Source organism: Gardnerella sp. DNF00571G (assembly GCF_049262695.1).
GTDB classification, from domain to species: domain Bacteria; phylum Actinomycetota; class Actinomycetes; order Actinomycetales; family Bifidobacteriaceae; genus Bifidobacterium; species Bifidobacterium piotii.
In genome coordinates this window covers 1,183,373-1,203,298 of sequence record NZ_CP058396.1, presented here as the reverse complement: position 1 = coordinate 1,203,298, position 19,926 = coordinate 1,183,373, and the positions used below count along the sequence as shown (strand labels likewise).

Annotated in this window: 13 protein-coding genes; all 13 read left to right on the top strand. The window is 41.8% G+C overall.

All coding sequences use genetic code 11. The features are described from left to right. Positions 1 to 14: 14 nt before the first annotated feature. The 13 genes from HXT30_RS04800 to HXT30_RS04740 all read left to right on the top strand — a co-directional run bounded on the left by HXT30_RS04800 (position 15) and on the right by HXT30_RS04740 (position 19,702). On the top strand, positions 15 to 848 hold the full coding sequence (locus HXT30_RS04800) for an anchored repeat-type ABC transporter ATP-binding subunit (RefSeq protein ID WP_422111426.1): 834 nt from the start codon (positions 15 to 17) through the stop codon (positions 846 to 848). After that, positions 848 to 1,729 (top strand): anchored repeat-type ABC transporter permease subunit, encoded by an 882-nt coding sequence (locus tag HXT30_RS04795; protein ID WP_004129803.1) that lies wholly within the window; start codon positions 848 to 850, stop codon positions 1,727 to 1,729. The genes HXT30_RS04800 and HXT30_RS04795 overlap by 1 nt, the downstream gene beginning before the upstream one ends. A gap of 716 nt (positions 1,730 to 2,445) precedes the next feature. Further along, positions 2,446 to 3,327, top strand: a complete 882-nt coding sequence (locus HXT30_RS04790; protein ID WP_422111425.1) for a lysophospholipid acyltransferase family protein — start codon at positions 2,446 to 2,448, stop codon at positions 3,325 to 3,327. Positions 3,328 to 3,659: 332 nt separating this feature from the next. Then, positions 3,660 to 4,655, top strand: coding sequence for an NAD(P)H-dependent glycerol-3-phosphate dehydrogenase (locus HXT30_RS04785; RefSeq protein ID WP_422111424.1), 996 nt, complete (start codon positions 3,660 to 3,662; stop codon positions 4,653 to 4,655). Positions 4,656 to 4,829: 174 nt separating this feature from the next. After that, positions 4,830 to 5,975, top strand: a complete 1,146-nt coding sequence (locus tag HXT30_RS04780) for a D-alanine--D-alanine ligase family protein (protein WP_422111423.1) — start codon at positions 4,830 to 4,832, stop codon at positions 5,973 to 5,975. Positions 5,976 to 5,987: 12 nt separating this feature from the next. Further along, entirely contained in the window at positions 5,988 to 6,998 is a 1,011-nt protein-coding gene (locus HXT30_RS04775; RefSeq protein ID WP_422111422.1) for a CPBP family intramembrane glutamic endopeptidase, read from the top strand. A gap of 90 nt (positions 6,999 to 7,088) precedes the next feature. Then, positions 7,089 to 8,471, top strand: a complete 1,383-nt coding sequence (locus HXT30_RS04770) for a homoserine dehydrogenase (protein WP_422111421.1) — start codon at positions 7,089 to 7,091, stop codon at positions 8,469 to 8,471. Between the two features lie 127 nt (positions 8,472 to 8,598). After that, positions 8,599 to 9,645: a homoserine kinase gene (gene thrB, locus HXT30_RS04765; protein WP_422111420.1), complete on the top strand. Its 1,047-nt coding sequence runs from the start codon at positions 8,599 to 8,601 to the stop codon at positions 9,643 to 9,645. Between the two features lie 29 nt (positions 9,646 to 9,674). Beyond that, positions 9,675 to 11,129, top strand: a complete 1,455-nt coding sequence (locus HXT30_RS04760; RefSeq protein ID WP_422111419.1) for a Maf family nucleotide pyrophosphatase — start codon at positions 9,675 to 9,677, stop codon at positions 11,127 to 11,129. A gap of 311 nt (positions 11,130 to 11,440) precedes the next feature. Then, entirely contained in the window at positions 11,441 to 11,620 is a 180-nt protein-coding gene (locus HXT30_RS04755) for an ORF6N domain-containing protein (RefSeq protein ID WP_415701689.1), read from the top strand. 201 nt (positions 11,621 to 11,821) lie between these two features. Then, positions 11,822 to 16,582: a DUF4011 domain-containing protein gene (locus HXT30_RS04750; RefSeq protein ID WP_422111418.1), complete on the top strand. Its 4,761-nt coding sequence runs from the start codon at positions 11,822 to 11,824 to the stop codon at positions 16,580 to 16,582. Between the two features lie 574 nt (positions 16,583 to 17,156). Beyond that, positions 17,157 to 18,017 (top strand): KilA-N domain-containing protein, encoded by an 861-nt coding sequence (locus HXT30_RS04745; RefSeq protein ID WP_415701691.1) that lies wholly within the window; start codon positions 17,157 to 17,159, stop codon positions 18,015 to 18,017. A gap of 317 nt (positions 18,018 to 18,334) precedes the next feature. Further along, a complete protein-coding gene (locus tag HXT30_RS04740; RefSeq protein WP_032842031.1) occupies positions 18,335 to 19,702 on the top strand; it encodes an ATP-binding protein in 1,368 nt (455 codons plus the stop codon). Positions 19,703 to 19,926: the final 224 nt, after the last annotated feature.

The window sequence follows — 19,926 nt, the reverse complement described above, 5'->3', positions numbered from 1 at the left end:
TTGATGGTGGATTTATGAAGATTAATGAGGGGAATATGGACGCGAATATGGACGAAAATATGGACGCGAATACTGTTATAAACGCGCAAAACTTAAGCGTAAGTTACGGCAGTCGCACGATTGTAAAAGACGTTTCATTTACGATTAAAAGCGGCGAATTTGTTGGGCTTCTTGGTGCAAATGGAGCTGGTAAAACAACGCTTTTCCGCGCAATTATGGGGCTAATACCGCATTCTGGAAAACTGGAAGTACACGCTAATAAAAGCGATGAATCTTTGATTAATTCGCGAGTGAGTAACGTTGGTTACGTGCCGCAACGTCACGATATTGCGTGGGATTTTCCGCTTTCTGTACTAGACGTGGTAATGATGGGTCGCATTCGCCACATTGGCTACGTGCGTCGCGCAAAAACAGAGGATTACGAGATAGCGCTCGCTTCTCTTGAGCGCACAGGAATGGCGGATTTTAGGGATCGCACAATCGGCGAGCTTTCGGGCGGGCAAAGGCAGCGCGTACTTGTTGCGCGCGCTCTTGCAGGGCAGCCGCGATTGCTTCTTTTAGATGAGCCATTTACAGGCTTAGACATGCCTACTCAAGAGCTGCTCACGAGTCTTTTTTTGGATTTAGCAAAGTCGGGAGAAGCGATTTTGATGAGCTCGCACGACATAATCGGATCCATAAACTCGTGTTCTAGAATCATGCTTTTCGACGGAAGCATAGTAGGAGACGGCGCTCCAGAATCATTAAACGCAAATCAATGGGTGCAAACATTCCATGTGGATGCGCAAAATCCACTAATCAAAGCTGTAGAGCGCGTTATGGCGCATGAAAGTGTGGTAGAAAAATAATGCTATCTCCAATCGACTTTATACAAGACCTTACAAACCCAGACCTTTGGTTCTTACTAAAAGCGCTTATAGTGGCGTGCCTTTCTAGCGTAATATGCGGAGTTGTAGGATGCTACGTGGTGCTACGCGGAATGGCGTTTATTGGAGACGCAGTAGCGCACTCCGTTTTTCCAGGACTTGCAATCGCGTTTGTTTTGCAAGGAAACTTGCTATTTGGCGGCGCGCTGGCAGGAGTTGCAACCGCGCTAATCGTATCAATATTTAGCCAAAATCGCAGGCTTCGCGAAGACTCGTTTATAGGCGTATTCTTTGTGTCTGCCTTTGCGCTTGGAATCGTAGTAATATCAAAAGCTTCGGGCTATGCAGGATCCCTGGAATCGTTCCTATTTGGCTCCATTACAGGAATACCAGACTCCGACATTGCTGTAGTAGCAATAACAGGGCTAATAATCGTAACGCTTTTAATGATGTTCCATAAAGAGCTAGTATGCGTTTCGATGGATCGAGAAACAAGCCGCGCAATGGGCTTGCCAGTAGCGTGGTTGGACGGAATGCTATACGTTTTAGTTGCGATTGCTGTAGTGGTATCTGTGCAAATAATCGGAAACGTGCTTGTTTTAGCGCTTTTGATTACGCCTGCGGCGACTGCGCGATTGCTTACTGACCGACTTGGAAAGATGATGATTTTAGCGCCTGCTATTGGGTGCGCTTCTTCGATTCTTGGAATGTACTTGTCTTGGAGTTTAGACACCGCTACTGGCGGAACAATCGTTTTGGTTGCCACTTTTATGTTTGTTCTAGCGTGGGTGTGCTCGCCTAAACACGGGTTGGTGGCGAGAATTGTGCCGAAACTACGATCAGTCGTTGCACGATTTGACTGAGCTTGAAATTGCATAATGCATTTCAAGCTCCTTCAAAGCGCTGAGCCGCTCAAACGTAAAGTCCAGTGGACTTTACGTGCGGCGAAGACGTTCGCGCGCTTAGACCGCGCGAGCGATTTTCTCTATTTGCTGTTGCGCGAGGTTTGAGTATTTCTCTCCTCGCAGGCGCGCCAACCTGCCTTCGAGCTTAGAGCGTAGCGCGAGAAGGCAATTTGGCGCGCTGAGCCGCTCAAACGTAAAGTCCAGTGGACTTTACGTGCGGCGAAGACGTTCGCGCGCTTAGACCGCGCGAACGAAACACTTTTACGGATGGTTTATGAACGTTAATATTCTAAGGTTTTAGGTTTTAGTACGGCGCTATTTATTGCTCGTAGAGAAATACATCAAACCTTCTGGATATCTAGGACTTTTGCGTGGCTTTTATCACCGAGATTCTCGATTTTTCTTGCTGCTTCAGCGAATCACCATCGGAGGACTGCGAATCGACTTGCATGAGCGCTTAAAGCGTAGCGCGCGAATGCACTTCGATTCGCTGAGCCGCTCAAACGTAAAGTCCAGTGGACTTTACGTGCGGCGAAGACGTTCGCGCGCTTAGACCGCGCGAACGAAACGCTTCATCCGCTGCGAAAAATCTCGAATCTCTACAGCACCTGGCGTAATCATGTAGTGTGCTTATGGAAGATTTTGCGGTTTATACTTTGCGGCACAATAGACGTATGGTATCTAAAGGAAAACCTTCGCCTAGAAGCGCAGTTAAGCCGCTCAGCGATGAGCAAGTAGAACGCTTAGCGTGCGCACACAAGTTAGTTGACCCCACTTATTACTACCCAACGGGCGCGCGGACGCCAAATACAGCAGAAATCAACGCACAAAATCCAAAGGCAACCGAACGATTGCTTGAAGGAACGTCTCGCGTGCTTAGATCTCGTTGCAAAGTGCGCGCATGGGGATTGGAAAACGTGCCAGAAGAAGGCGTGTTTATAACCGCTTGCACGCACGTTACAATGTTCGACGTTTTTGTGCCAATGACTTCTCTATTCCACCAAGGCCGACGTCCGCGATACATGGCAAAAGCAGAGCTTGCGAATTGGCCAATCATGGGAAAATGGTTCCAGCTTGTTGGCATGCAACCAGTTCCGCGCAGAAGCGGAAAAGCGCGCGAAATCGAAGAAGAATCGATTAAAATCCTAACAAACGGCAGACCGCTTAGCGTATGGCCAGAAGGAACAGTTACGCGCGACCCTCAAAAATGGCCTATGAGCATGAAGCCAGGAATTGGCATTATTGCGCTCGAAGCATCGCGCAGGCTTGGACATCAAATTCCGCTATTTTGCGCTGTTACGTGGGGTGCTGCAAGCATTAATCATTGGTGGCCGTGGCCAAAGAAAAACGTTGTAATGTGCTACGATGCGCGTCTTGACTATTCGGATCTTCTAAAAGATATGGAAAATTGGGGTGATTTGCCGCCAATGGAATCTGCTGCCGAATTGGCTCGTCGCGTACGCGTGCGCATGACGGAAATTATGGAAGAGATTCGCGGCGAAAAATCGCCAGAAGGATACTTCGATTACAAGCTTATGAAAAGAGTGAAAGAATAGCGATTGTAAATTTGCGATTCGATAAGCGATAAGTCGTTGATAAATCGTTGACAAGTCGTAAGTAAATCGTTGATAAATCAGTGATAAGTTATTAGAAAATCGTAAGCAAGTCACCAATAAGTCACTAATAAAGTCTTCACAAAATGCCCGTAAAGCGCACTGTGTAGAATTGTGTAATAGTGTGATTAAAAGTTGACTAAGTTGACTATAAGCTAACTAAGTTTGCTACGAGTTGACTAAGTTGACTATAGCTTGACTAGTTGTAAATCGCTACAAATGGCTTAAAGCCAAAGTGGTTTACAAACTTATAAACCGAAAGGCTAGGCGTAAACATGAACGTTACGGTGTTGGGTGCTGGAGCTTGGGGTACGGCGTTTGGGCAGGTGCTTGCAGACGCGGGAAATCAAGTGACAATGTGGGCAATAGAGCCGCAAATTGTGGAAGGCATTCGTAGCAATCACCGCAACGAAGTTAGGCTGCCAATCGTAGAGCGTTTGCCAGAAAACATGACTGCTACGGGGGATCGCGCAGAAGCTGTAGCAAACGCAGACATTGTAGTAGTGGCGATTGCAGCACAATTTGCGCGCGTTGCACTCGAAGAATTTGTTGGCAAGATTCCGCAAAATGCGATTGTTGTTTCGCTTATGAAGGGCATTGAGCGAGCTACAGGCAAGCGTATGGACGAAGTTGTGTGCGAGGCATTGAACTTACCGCGCAACCGTTTTGCGGCACTATCTGGGCCAAACTTAAGCAAAGAAGTGGCACTAAGGCAGCATGCTGCGGCGGTAGTTGCGTGCGAGAATCGCGCAAATGCCGAAGTGGTTGCAAAAGCTTGCTCAAACAGCTATTTTAAGGCGTTTGTGTCAAGCGACGTAATCGGCGTAGAAATGTGCGGATCGCTTAAAAATGTTGTTGCGCTTGCAGTTGGCATGGCTAGAGGAGCAGGCTTTGGCGAAAATACTGCAGCGATGATTGAAACGCGCGGTCTTGCAGAGTTGACGGCATTGGGCGTTGCGGAAGGCGCGGATTCTCGCACTTTTGCAGGACTTGCAGGCTTTGGTGATTTAGTTGCAACTTGTGGGTCTCCGCTAAGTCGAAACTACACTTTTGGCGCCAATCTTGGAAAAGGCATGAGCGTTGAAGAAGCAACCGCTGTGAGCAATGGCGTTGCGGAAGGCGTTCCAACTACTAGCGCGGTTGTAGCAATGGGCAAGCGTTTGGGAGTTGCAACTCCGCTTGCAAGCGCAATGGCTCGCGTGTTAGAAGAAGGAATCTCGTGCCAAGAGATGCTTGCAATGCTTTTTGATAACGATGTTTGCGAGGAGTAGTGAAGCGCGAAAGTAGCAGTTGCGAAAGCCGCGCGTAAATCGTAAGCATGCAAATCGTAAGTGCGTTAGTCGTGGTCGCGTTAATCGTAGGCAAAAATAATAATCCAAAATAATCAAAAATAACTAAAATAATCTAAGATAGCTAAAATAATTCAAAATATATAGAGGAAAAAAATGACGAAAAAGCGTGTAGTGTTCTTGTATGGCGGTAAAGCAGACGAACATTCGATTTCTTGCATATCGGCTGCTGGAGTGCTCAGTGCTGTAGACGAAAGTCGATTCGATATTGTACGCATTGCAATCACAAAGCAAGGCGAGTGGATTGTTGGCGGCGAAGATCCGCGAAACTTCCGTATGGAACAAGGCGAGCTGCCAGTAATCACAAAAACCGCGCAAACGCGCGATGTTGTGCTAGACCCAGCAAAGGGCGCAGACGGATTTTTGGTGCGAGAAGCGGATGGCACGCTTACAGGCCTGGGGCATATTGACGCAGTTTTTCCAGTTCTTCACGGCCCGAATGGCGAAGACGGCACTTTGCAAGGCTTGCTAGAAATGATGCAAGTTCCGTACGTTGGTTGCGGAGTTTTGGCATCTGCTGCGTGCATGGATAAGTACTACGCAAAGCAGCTTTTTAAGGCGGCGGGAATTAATGTTGCTCCTGGAATCGCACTGGACGCGCGCAAGTTTGCAAGCGACGCGGCAAATCGATTCGTAGCGTACGCAAACGAAATTCTTGAGCAAGTTGAAGAAGCAAAACTAGAGTATCCGCTTTTTGTAAAGCCAAGCCGTGCAGGGTCTAGTTTTGGAGTTACAAAAGTAGAAACGCGCGATGCTAAAGCTTTAGCAGATGCCGTTTTTGAGGCTTCAAAGCACGATTGGCGAGTATTGATAGAGCAAGGAATTGACGCGCGAGAAATTGAGTGCGCGGTTCTTGCAGCGCGCGATGGTGAAGAGCCAAAAGCCAGCTGGCCTGGAGAAGTTGTGCTCGACAAGCGCCAGGCTGGCGAAGACCAGTTCTACGATTTTGACAGCAAATACATGGATTCCGCAGCTTCGCACGTGGAAGTGCCAGCAGATTTGCCAGAAGAGACTTTGCAACGCGTTCGCAAAACGGCGCTCGCAGCATTTAAGGCGGCAGATGGCAGAGGGCTAAGTCGCGTGGACTCTTTTGTAACTAAAGACGGCCGCGTAATCCTTAACGAAATCAACACAATGCCTGGTTTTACGCCAATTTCCATGTATCCAAAAGCTTGGGAAGCAACTGGAATAAGCTACAGCGATTTGATTACAAAACTTATTGAAGGCGTTATTTTAGACTAGTCGGAGGTAAAAATGCGTAAACAGCGTAAGCTTGCAAACAAACAGAATCCAGACGCGTACACGATTGCGCGCAGACGTCAAGGATCTGTAGGAGTGTCGCTGTGCGTGTTCCTATTTACGTGGATTCTTGCAACGCTTTTAATTGGCGAGTTGATTAGCATTTTTGTTCCAAAAGGTGTTTTAAGTCCTTCGTTAAGCTCCTTTGTTTCTTCGGATGTTGCGCAATACTTAATAGCGTTGCCGCTTGCAATGCTTGTTCTAAGGCGCACTCCAGCAATAGAAACTCGCAAGTTTACTATGTCTTTGCGCCAATTTGGCGGATTCTTTGCTGTTAGTGTGCCAATAATGTATGCAGGAAGTTACATTGGGCTTGTTGCTTCTGCGCTTATTTCTGGCGGAAAAGCCGAGAACAGGATTGCAGACGTTGTAGCAGGCGGAAACGTGTGGGAAACGCTGCTTTTTGTGGTATTTTTAGCGCCAGTTGTGGAAGAATGGCTGTTTAGAAAGCAAATCATAGACAGGTTGCGCGTGTATGGCGAAAAGCGCGCGATTGTGTTCTCCGCGTTGGCGTTTGCGCTTTTCCACATGAACATGTTCCAGTTCTTCTACGCTTTTGGACTTGGTCTTGTGTTTGGATACATGTACGTTCGCACGTCGCAGCTTAGATACAGCGTATTTTTGCACATGATTGTAAACTTCCAGGGAAGCGTTATAGCGTTGTGGATTTCAAACAACATGATGGATTCAAATGGAGATCTTATTAAGGTTGAAAACTTGAACACGCAAGAGATTGCGGATTTGGCTCCAGGATTTATGTTTATAGGCCTTTACGCAATGTTTATGATTGTTATGTTTGTGTTTGGAATTGTGCTTCTTGCTCGTCGCAAGAGGTATCTTGAATTCTACGATTCGCCGCTGGAGATTCGCGGGAGTGCTGGAACAAAAGCGCTTTACGGAACTGTTGGCGTTATGGGATTCTTGATTGCGTCCGTTTTGCTGAATCTGCTTATGCTGTTTGTGTAGTGTGAATCTATAAGCTGTTTGTGTAAGCTGAAGCTGTTCGTACAAATTGAATTGATTTAATTGATATTTGATTTAAGTTAGGAGGCGTCTATGTTAGACCAAAACAATTTAGAAAGCGCTCAATGTGCAAATGACGATTGCTTTGCCGCAGATCCAATCCGCGTGGGTCTTTTAGGCGCTGGAACAGTAGGATCGCAAACAGCGCGTCTAATAGTGGAAGAAAACGCTGACTTATCGGCAAGAATCGGCGCTCCGCTAGAGCTGGCGGCGGTTGCGTGCTTGCATCCAGAAGATGTGGACGCGCCATGGATTGCCAAAGATCTTTTAAGCGCAGACGCAGGAGCGATTTGTAAACGCGAAGATATAGACATAATAGTTGAGCTAATTGGCGGCTTAGAGCCAGCGCACACATTTGTAAAAACTGCGCTAGAATGCGGAAAATCGGTTGTAACAGCAAACAAAGCGTTGCTTGCAAAGTTTGGTCCAGAACTCTACGAGTGCGCGCAAAAAAACGGAGTCGATTTAAGCTTTGAGGCGTCTGTTGCAGGCGCAATCCCGATTTTGCGTCCGCTTAGAGAGTCGCTTGTAGGCGACAAAATCACGCAAATTTTTGGAATCGTAAACGGAACTACAAACTACATTCTTGACGAGATGACGGTTCGCGGGCTTGATTTTGATTCGGCTTTGCGCGCAGCTCAAGAAAAGGGATATGCGGAGGCGGATCCTACAGGAGACGTTGAAGGATTTGATGCAGCAAACAAGGCTGCGATTTTGGCAACGCTTGCATTCCAGATGCCAATAAGCATTGATGACGTTAGTGTTGAAGGAATTAGCGCGATTATGGCTGAAGATATTGCGGCAGCAAGTGCGCAAAATCGCGTGATTAAGTTGCTTGCGGCGGTTGCAAGCAACACTCGTGGCGCAGTGAGCGCAAGCGTTTACCCAGCGTTGGTTAGCAAAGAGCATCCGCTGGCTTCCGTTCATGGCAGCTTTAACGCCGTTTTTGTTAAAGCGCAAGCGGCGGATGATCTTATGTTCTACGGCCGCGGCGCTGGTGGTGCGCCAACAGCAAGCGCGGTTGTTGGAGATATTGTTGGAGCTGCTAGAAACATAGCGCGCGGTTGCAACGATGCTAGCGTGCCAATGTATAATGCAAAATCCTTGGCTTCTACGCGTTCGATTCGTGCGGATTTTGTTGTGCGATGCAGTATGGAAGATACTTCGCTTGCTCTTTGCAGCGAAGTGATGGATGTGTTTGCGGAGCACGGAGTTAACGCGGAACGATTGCCTATGCTTTGCCAAACTCAATATGAGGGCGAGGGCGATTGCCCAGCTTGCGGAATCGGCGGCCCTGGCGATTTGCGTGTGCTTGTAAAAGATTGCACAGAGGCGGATTTTAGCGCAATTCTTGCGGATTTGCAAAAGGTGGATGCTGTGTGTGCAAAGCCTCTTGCATTGCGAATTATTAAGTGATTAAGTAATCGAATAATTAAGTAATTATTGAGTAGTTAAGTAGTTAAGTAATTATTAAATAGTTAAGTAATTAAGTAATCGAATAATTAAGTAATTTAGTAGGCTGCTCGAGTGGAAAAGGTGCGAAATGAAACCAGTATGCAATAGTGTGTCAGTTTGCGTGCCAGCAACCAGCGCAAATCTTGGTTCGGGATTTGACGTTGCAGGAATTGCGCTTGACTATGCGGATTCGCTAGTTTTTACGCTTGATGATTCGCAAGATGTTCGCGTGATTATTCATGGCGAAGGCGAAGATACATTGCCAAAAGATGAGACGCATCTTGTTGTTCGCGCGTTTCGCAAAGCGTGCGAAGCGTTTGGCTTGCCGCGTTTGCGCTTTACTCTAGAAGCGCATAATCGCATTCCGCAAGCGCGCGGAATGGGGTCTTCTGCAAGCGCGATTGTTTCGGGCGTGGCTGCAGCTTGGGCTTTTGCGCATAATGGGAATCTTAACAAGCAGGCGATTTTTGAGCTTGCAGCTGCGATTGAAGGTCACCCAGACAACGTTGCTCCAGCGGTTTTTGGTGGATTAACAACCAGTTGGAAGAATGGCAGTGAGTTCCACACTGTTCGGTACAGCGTTTCTAAGAAGATTCGCGCAACGATTTTTGTGCCAAACTTTACTCTTTCAACGCAAATGGCTCGCCAAGCGCTTCCAGAAAAAGTGCCGTACGCAGATGCTGTGTTTAACGTTTCGCGCGCTTGCTTATTGCCGATTGCATTTGGTGATTTTGGTGATTTTAGCGCATTTGCTGATTCTTGCGATTCTTGCGATTCTGCGGACTCTGCGGATTCTTGCGATTCTTGCGCAAAAACAACTCTTTCCAGAAACGATTTGCTTTTTACGGCTACTCAAGACGCTATTCACCAGCCATACAGAGCAAGTCTTATGCAACCAACTTGGGATTTGGTAAAAGCTTTGCGAGACAAGGGGTTTGCGGCTGCGATTTCGGGAGCTGGATCTTGCGCAGCGGTGTTCTACGAGGAAAAGTCGCAAGCAACCGAAGAGGCAAATAACGCCACTAATATAAGCGAAAAAATAGAAAAAATTGCAGAACCGATTTTGAGTGGCTGCGATTGGAAGATTTTGCACGTAAAAATCGACTCGCACGGCGTAACGGCATCTCGCGCGTAGCTTGCAAAAATATAAAAGGAAGAGGGAATATGACAGTTTCGTTGATTTTGGCTTCTCAGTCTCCTGCAAGAAGAGCGGTGTTGGCTGCTGCAGGCGTGATTCCTGTGATTCACGTGAGCGAGGTAGATGAGCCAGCGGCGTTGCGTAATGCTGCAAATGCGCGAGGTGTTAGCGTAGAGCAGATGAGCGCCGAGGAGCGCGTTTCGATTTTGGCGCGAGAAAAGGCTTTTGCAGTGTATGAGTCGTGGAAGCTTGTGGCAGATGCAGCAGCTTCGGCTAGTGGCGATTTGGTTGTGGGGTATCCGCTGGAGGCTGAGTCTGAGGCTGAGAATGCTGAATCTGAATCTTCTGAAACTGGATCTTCTGAAACTGGTAGTAGCGCTTTGGCAAGTGATTCGCAATCAGACGTAACGCATAACGTAGATACCGCGCAAACTCGCGATTTTTCTGGCGTAAAAGTGCCTACTAAGACTTTTGATATTCACGATTTTGCGCATATGAATGAATCTTGTAACGATTGCAACAGCGTGCTTATTGTTGGCTGCGACTCCATGTTTTTGCTAGACGGCGAATGCTACGGCAAGCCGCATACTCCTGAAGTGGCATTTGAGCGGATTAAGCAAATGAGCGGAAAAACTGGAGAATTGTTTACTGGCCATTGCTTAATCGATGCAAAAAGTGGCAAAACAGTGTGCAAGGTGAGTCGCGCAAGCGTGACTTTTGCACATATGAGCGATGAGGAAATCCGCGCGTACGTAGAAACTGGCGAGCCGCTGGAAGTGGCAGGATCCTTTACGCTAGAAGGCTTTGGTGGTGCGTTTATTGAGGGGATTCAGGGAGATCCGCATGGAGTTCTTGGAATCAGCTTGCCGCTGCTAAGGCAGATGGTTTGCGATCTTGGGTACGCTTGGCCAGATTTGTGGAATAGTCGCAAGCTAGAGGGCGAGGCGATTAAAGACGATCCAGCTTCCAAAGAAGTGCCTAAAGAAAACGTGCATCAGCCAGGAGATGGATGGGTTATGTGCGATTGTGGTCGCAAGCATTGGGGTCATAATGGCGCTGCTGGCGTGTTGCTCGCTAGGCGAGACGATGCCACTGGGCGCGTGACTCACGTTGTTATGCAACATCGCGCGCTTTGGAGCGCGGAAGGTGGCACGTGGGGGATTCCTGGCGGCGCAATATCTGATGGCGAAACTGCGATTGAGGGCGCGTTGCGCGAGTCGTTTGAAGAAGCGAACATAACGTCTCAAGACATTGATGTTGTTGGAGCGTATTGCGAAAATCACGGGAATTGGCGTTATACAACGGTTTTTGCGTTTGAAAAGCCAGGGCATAGCGTGAATCCGTGCGCGCACGACGACGAGAGCATGGAAATCAAGTGGGTGCCGATTGACGATGTGCCGAAGCTAAAGCTGCTTACGGCAATGCGCACGGATTGGCCGTCTTTCCGCGCTCGCCTTGATTCTCTAGCATCGATTCGCTAGCTGCGCGACGACCTGCCTTTTTGCTTAGAGCGTAGCGCTAAAAGGCAATTCGGAGCGCTGAGCCGCTCAAACGTAAAGTCCAGTGGACTTTACGTGCGGCGAAGACGTGAGCGCAGCTAACCTGCGCGAACGATGACCTGCCTTGTAGTGCGTTTGTATTAAAAAACGCCAAAATTCAGTACAATCGCACTACAGTTTTGTTTGTTTGTGTAGTGTGTTTGTATCATAATCCGAGTTTGTTGATTCTTATCCGTGAAATCTTATAAAATCGTGTTTATGCGCTGATGCATGCTAGTTTTCTGCTAGTTTAGATGTTATATGGCTTGTGCTTGATTTTTGTAATTTTGTTTGTGATTCATGGGTACACTACAGCAAGATTCAACGAGCAGGTAAAAAATAACATAGAAAAATTTGATAGCGACTTTATGTTTCAATTAAACAAATCCGAGTTGGAATATTTGCAATCAAATTTTTTTGACCGCAAATATTAGTTCTAAAAAAGCAGGTCAATGCCTTATGCTTTTACTGAGCAGGGTGTTTATATACTCACTGCGGTGTGGAGCGGCTGGAAGCGGATTTCAAACATAAACTAGTTTTGGGATTTATTAAACGCTACACTTCTATAGTTATTAATGGCGGTAGAATTAGAGTAATTTGTTTTTTGCAGGTTTTGAGCAAATAAGGCTACGATTATGGAAGTTGAAAAATTTGACCAGTGGGCAGAGCAGCTGTTGGATACTGGTAAGAATCGCAATAACTTAGTTAATTTTAAGGATACTAAAACTTCAACATTAGATGTTTTGCTTCCAAGCTGTGAAGATATTTTTCAAAAGTTTTCATCAGAAAATTCTGGTTCCTTTAAAATATTTGACCCAGAAGAAGAATTTAATAAAAAGCATAATGACAAGTATTATGTAGATAATTTAAATACGGATGATTTTAATGAGATAGAATATGCAGATGGTAACCCAAGAAAAAAATATGAATCAAAAACTGATTTTAAGAATAATTATTCCAACAAAATAAAAGCTAATCAAATTCTTGCATATAGTTCATCTGGAAAGCCATTAGAAGCAGCAAGAAATATTATGAGAAAATCCAGGGAAATTATTGAAGAGACTGGAGTAAATGTTGCGTTCATTACATTTGGGATAATTCATTGGAAAGAAGCTAATTACGCTGATACTATTTACAACGCACCAATACTTTTAATACCTATTCAATTAAGTAGTGAGTCGATTGGACGGTCATATAAAATATCTGTTTTAGATAATGATGTTATTGTAAATAGAGCGTTTTCTTACAAACTTGATAACGAGTATGGCATAACTCTTCCGAATTATAGTAGCGAAATCACGTTAGAAGAATATTTTGAAAATGTACAAAACATGGTTTCTAAACTCGGCTGGACAATAAGTAAAGAGTGCAAAATTGGGCTATTTTCATTTGCAAAGATTAATATGTATGTGGATCTTAAAGAAAATAAAAATGATATTTTAAATAGCCCTACTGTTCGTCAACTTTTTGGCGAAGTAGTTGATTATGATAATTCATACTTAGATAACGAAGATATTGATAAATCTGATTATGATTCAATAATTGATTTATGTAACGTTGTAGATGCTGATTCTAGCCAAATAGAGGCTATAGAAATGGCTAAATCTGGTAAAAGCTTTGTTCTGCAGGGTCCTCCAGGAACTGGTAAGAGTCAGACAATTACGAATATTATTGCTGAATGTCTTAATGACGGTAAGAAAGTATTGTTTGTTTCAGAAAAACTTGCTGCTTTAAACGTCGTTTATAACAAAATGAAGCAGGTTGGTCTTGCGGATTTTTGTCTTCAGCTTCATTCAAATAAAGCCAACAAAAAGAGTGTTATTGAAGATATATGCAGAAATCTCAATATTAAGAAGGATGTTGTAAGTAATATTAAATTTGATGAAGAAATAAAAGCTAAGAAAAATGTTAAAGAAAAATTAGATTCTTATGAACGTAATCTTCATGAGGTACAACCCGTAATAAATAAAAGTTTATATGATTTATACGAGTCACTTGCAAAATGGGATTATGCGCCAGAATTTATATGCCCCACTGAAGATATATCAAAATTAGGTTCTGAATACTTGAATAGGTCTACTGATCTTTTAAGAAGTTATGTTGATTATTCATATTATATCGGTTATGACTATCGCAAGAATCCTTGGTATGGGTATATAAATCAAGATAATTCAATTGCCGAAGAAGTGCGATTAAAGGGTAGTATTTCTTCTGCTGTAAATACTTTGGACGACCTAATTCCATTGTTGGACAGGATTTCTGAACAGTATGGTGTTTGTTGTGAAAGTTTAAAAGATGTTCTATTCTGGGGGAAATTCTTTGACTTTGTTGCTAATTCAGCATTAGTTACGCCATATATATTAAAGAGACAGAACTTTGATATTGCCTACAATGCGCTAGAAAATCTAGAATCAATGAGCAATAAAATACATGCTTTAATGCAGAAATTATCTGATTGTAATGAGGATATTTATTATCTGGATGGTTTAGATAACTACAATAGTTTAAGACAATTTAGAAGCGTATTATCTAGAATTTTTAATTCTGAATATAAAAAAATTGTTTACGATATACGTTCATGCAAGAAAGTAAATAAAAAACCTAATTATAAAGAATCAATTCTTTTAATGGAGCTTTTGGCGAAATATCAGAAATCTATTAGTGAATATTCTGACGTTGAAGCTTCTATAAAATCATTGCTTGGTTCGGCTTATAAAGGTATTGATACTGATTGGAATTATGTTAACAGTCAAATGAGAATTCTTAAAAATATGCTTGATAGTGGATACTCATTTGAATCCTTGGAAAGATATTCAAGCTTTGAGTCTGAAAGCAAAATTTTTGTGGAGTATTCTCATCAAATTAACAATATTTTGAATGAAAATAGCATTAAAAATATGGATTACGTTTCTGGATGTTTTGATAAAAATATTGTTGATTTTAATACAATTGATGCTGTTAAAGTTCAATCTAGATTGCATAAGTGTATTGAGTCTTCTGATACATTGCAAAAATGGTGTACTTTTAGAGACATTCTTGCTCGTTTAGATAAGAATGGGCTTATTCCTTTTATTCATGAACTTATAAAGAATAATGTGAGTAAAGATAATATTGTTCCTACATTTAATAAGCAATTTTATTTACAGTGGATTGATTTTGTAATTTTAAAAAGTCCGATTCTTTCTCAATTTAATAGAGCAACTCAGGATAGATTCATAAAAGATTTTATAGAGAAAGATTTAGAAGAATTTAATATTAATAGAAAAAAGTTGCGTGCAAAGTTAGCAAATGCATGTCCTGGAAAGGAATGTGCTGTTGCTGGGAGCCAATTAAGTGAGCTTTTGTATGAGAACCAAAAATCAAGGAATAAAAAGAATATACGTTTACTTCTTTCAGAAACAAAAGATACTGTACAAATAGTTAAACCTTGCTTTATGATGTCTCCTTTAAGTGTGAGCACATTTCTTAATTATAAAGATTTAAAGTTTGATGTTGTAATATTCGATGAGGCTTCTCAGGTCTTTCCATGGGATGCGGTTGGTGCAATTAGCCGTGCTAAACAAGCTATCATAGTTGGTGATTCAAAGCAGATGCCCCCTAGTAACTTTTTCGCAACATCTGTTAATAATGATGATGACACAGATAACTATGACGATATTAGGAGCTTTGATTCTATACTAGATTTTGCTTCTAGCACTATGCCTCAGCTAAGACTAAATTGGCATTATCGTAGTCGCAGCGAGCAGCTTATTGCATTTTCAAACAAGAATTTTTACAACGGTAGTCTTATAAGTTTTCCCGCTGCTAAAGATAATTCAGAAGGTATGGGTGTGGATTATTACTACGTAAATGGAGTATTTAATCGTTCATATCATAATAATCGAAAAGAAGCTGAATATGTTGTCGATTTAATTTATAAAAACATTGAGAAATATCCTAATAGAAGTTTAGGTGTTGTTGCTTTTAGTCAGTCTCAACAAAATCTCATAGATAATTTGCTTTTTAAACGCCGTCAAGTTACTCCTGAAAAAGAGTTTTTCTTTGATTCTGGTAAGGAGGAGCCTTTCTTTATAAAGAATCTTGAAACAGTTCAGGGAGATGAACGTGACGCAATCATTTTTAGTATTGGTTACGGCCCTGATAGTAATGGAATGTTTTCAACTAATTTTGGTCCTTTAAATCGCGATGGAGGGCAAAAGAGGCTGAATGTTGCCGTTACAAGGGCAAAATATAATATTCAAGTTGTTTCTTCCATGCATGCAACTGATATAGATTTAAGTCATAGTGAGTCAGATGGTGCTCGTCTTCTTCGAGAATATCTTGATTTTGCTGAGAATGGTGAGATTGCCTTGCAGCGCAGTGAAAGCGTGGTGAGTTATGATCAGTTTGATTCTGATTTTGAGGTTGAAGTATGTGAGTTTTTGCGAAATCATGGTTATTCGGTTGATACGCAAGTGGGGTGCTCTGGATTTAGGATAGATCTCGGCGTTAAAGTTCCTAATAGTTCAGATTATCTACTTGCTGTCGAGTGTGATGGCGCCACTTACCATTCATCAAAGAATGCGCGAGATCGTGATAGATTGCGACAAACAATTCTAGAAAATATGGGTTGGAAGTTCTATCGCATTTGGTCAACCGAATGGTTCAGAAATAAGATTTCTGAACAAGATAAACTTTTAGGATTTGTTCGTGAGGTAGTGGAAAACTATAAAAATCATAAAGATGATTATGCAGAGAATCTTGGAGATAGACTGCACGAAAGCTCCTCATTTTTATCTGAGACTGATGCTGATTTAGACGGAAAATCTTTATATGATGCTGAGTTCTCTGAAAAATCACCTAATAGTATTCTTAATGATATTCCTTTTAGTTTTGTTAAGTATAAGATGGCGGATACTAATAAGGATTGCAAGAATATTTTTAGCAAATATAATAACGCTGATTTCAAAAGTAGTGTAAAAGATATTTTGGAAGTTGAGTCTCCTCTATCAGAAAATCTTCTTTTACAAAGAATACTTTGGTATTTCGAGCGCGAAAAGGTTACTTCATCAGTGCAAAAAAGGTTTGACATCAAAATGCGTGGATGTGAATATTTTGGTATTGTCAGGGAAAATGGCTTTATGTATTTGAAGGATAAACCGATTATTTTCCGACTCCCGGGAGATATTGTTCGTGATTTTAAACAAATTGCTCCAGAAGAGCTAGGTGTTGGCATGATGGAAATTATTAGTAAAAATGTTGTTTTGGCGAAAGAAGGATTATATCGCTTTATGCTTGGCTTATATGGTAAAAAGAGAATTGGTAAATTAGATGGTGAGGCTTTAGATAATGCCTTATCTATGCTGCTTCAATCTGAGAAAATAGTTGAGATTGATGGACAGATTTCACTAAAATAGTCGTTTTTTATAGTTTTACTGGTGTAAAAGTGCAATCAAATGGCTGATTGAGCGATATCAAGTAGTTGTAGATAAGAAGACTGGGATTGTACGAAATCCAAACGAAGCATACGATAATCCGCGCTATATCGTTGATTTGGTTAAAAAGGTAGTTCGCGTTAGCGTAGAAACAATGAACATTATTGACGGTTTGCCAAAACTTAACGAAATCACTAATAAGCCAGATTGCTGGCCAGATGCGTGGAATTAGAAAGTGTAGAGTGGCTGGAAGTAGACTTCCAACTTGCGCTAGTTCAGTTAGAGTATTGTTTTCTTTACTTTGTTTGACGCTTTTTGTAGTTCGACACGCCGTTTTGAGCAACATTTTCGGGAAATCCTCTTGCTTTGTAGAATTATATTTATGCGCTGATGCATGCTAGTTTTCTGCTAGTTGTTAGAAGTTTATGGCTTTGCGAGATTTTGTAGTTTTGTTTGTGATTCATGGGTTTTGTGCTAAGCGCATAAAAATAAAGCAAACTAAGCAAGTAAATAAAATAATTACGTAAAAAACTTGCGCAAAAACTAGGGGAATATTATGTCTAATATGTCGAAAATTAAAAAAGAAACTATTGAAGCAAAAGGTTTTACAATACAGGTTTATACGGAAGATTTTAGGAATGATTACGTTAGTTTAACCGATATTGCGAGATATAAAAACAAAGAAGAGCCTAATGTGGTTGTTGCAAACTGGATGAGAAATTACAGTACAATAGAGTACTTAGGCATATGGGAGAGACTAAACAATCCGAATTTTAAACCCATCGAATTCGAGGGGTTTTTGAAAGAAGCTGGTAGCAATGCTTTTACGCTATCTCCTAAAAAATGGTCAGAAATCACGAATGCAATAGGTTTACTTGTAAAATCCGGTAGAGGTGGTGGAACTTATGCTCATAAAGATATAGCATTTAAGTTTGCAGCTTGGATTTCAGCAGAATTTGAACTATATATTATCAAAGATTATCAAAGACTTAAATCTGATGAGAACTCAAGGCTTTCTCTGAATTGGAATTTGAACCGTGAGATTTCGAAGATTAATTACAAGATTCATACGGATGCTATTAAAGAATATTTGTTGAAGGATTTGACTCCTGAGCAGTTGATGTATAAGTATGCGAATGAAGCAGATTTGTTAAATGTTGCACTGTTTAATAAGACTGCTAAGCAATGGAGAGACGCAAATCCTAAGTCAAAAGGCAACATTCGAGACGAGGCAAGTATTAATGAGCTTCTGGTATTGGCGAATATGGAAAGCTATAACGCTGTTTTGATTTCTAAGGGTTTGCCACAGGCTGATCGAATGGTGGAACTTAGAAATTTGGCGCGAACGCAGATTTTATCTCTTGAGAATTTGAATAATTCTGGAATGAAGAGTTTGGATTCCGTGCTAAAAAATTGAGTTTGCTCAGGCTGAAAGCACGGTGTGCTTTCAGCACAAGCGAAGACATTAGCGCAGCTTACCTGATAGTTTAACTTAGAAGTAGACTTCCAGCTTTTGCTAGTTTTCGTTAAATGTAAAATCGCGCGATACCCTTGATTTCGTGAAGATTTAGAGAAATAGTACATCGATTTTCGTGAAAAATCGGCATATTTTTACCCTTGATTTGGTGAAAAATCGGCATATATTGACATTGGTTTTCGTGAAATATATACTATAAAACATAGTGTTTTCAACGGTTTTGTGTTAATTAAAAGTGGTATTAAAAGTGGTGTTATATGTTAAGGCGAAAATTCTATCAAAAAATGCTCGATTGGAAGAATGCTGATCGCGGTTCAACAGCACTTTTGGTAACGGGTGCTCGAAGAGTTGGGAAAAGCACTATAGTTGAAGAGTTTGCAAGAAATGAGTACAAATCTTATATTCTTATTGATTTTTCGCAAGCTTCAAAAGATGCGCTTCGGTTATTTGAAGATTATCGTTCAGACTTAAGCACTTTCTTTACGTACATATCTGCACTGTATGGTGTGAAACTTTATAATCGCGAATCGGTAATGGTTTTTGATGAAGTGCAATTTTTCCCACAGGCTAGAGAATTTATAAAACAACTAGTTGCAGATGGTAGATACGACTATATAGAGACTGGTTCGTTACTTTCTATTAAACATAATGTTGAAACAATAGTGATTCCGTCTGAAGAACAAGAAGAACGCATGTATCCTCTTGATTTTGAAGAATTTCTGTGGGCTTGTGGAGAAGAAAATCTATCGACTGTTATTAAGAGTTCATTTGATGAGTTAAATCCTTTGCCAGATGCTTTACATAAAAAAGCGATGCGACTTTTTAGAGAATATATGCTAGTTGGTGGCATGCCGCAGTCTGTAAATGAATATGTTGCTTCGCGGGATTTTGCTCGAGTAGATAGGGTTAAGCGTCGTATTCTCTCACTCTATAGGCAGGATGCTGCAAAGTTTGCAAAAGGGTATGAAATGAAAGTTATGGCTGTGTTTGATGGAATACCAGCACAGCTTTCTAGGCATGAAAAAAGGTATAGGATTACGTCTTTGGGTAAGAATGCTCGTATGCGCGATTACAAGGATGCGTTTTTTTGGCTTTCGGATGCGAGTATTACAAATAATTGCTACAAATCTACAGATCCAAATGTAGGCTTGAATCTTAATGCGGATGATGCGTTAGTAAAATGCTATATGGCTGATACTGGGTTGTTGGCTTCTATGATACTTTCAGATAGTAGTATTGCGTCTAATGATCTTTATAAAGAAATTTTATTTGGAAAAATCTCAATTAATGAAGGAATGCTAGTTGAAAACGTTGTTGCTCAACAGCTAATAGCATCTGGGCATCGCCTATTTTTCTATTCAAATAGAGATAAAGAAAATTCGGAAAATACTATGGAAATAGATTTTTTGATTTCTAAAGCTTTTCTGGATTCTGCTGGCAAAATGCGTATATCTGCGATTGAAGTTAAATCTGGAAATGTGTTCAAAACGGTTTCTCTTGATAAATTTAAGGCGAAGTTTTCAAAAAGAATTGGAACGAGTTATGTGTTTGCTCCTAAACAGCTTAGCGTTAGAAAAGATTTGAATTGCATAATATTACCACTTTATATGTGTGGATTGGTGTAGCGCTCCGAATTGTCTTTTCGCTTAGAGCGTAGCGCGAATCGACGATTTTGAGCTCAGTCAAAGCGCACTACATAAATCTGTAGTGTGTTTGTATCATAATCCGAGTTTGTTGATTCTTATCTGTGAAATATTATAAAATCATATTTATGCGCTGATGCATGCTAGTTTTCTGCTAGTTGTTAGATGTTGTTAGATGTTTTTGTGGCTTGTGCTTGATTTTGTAA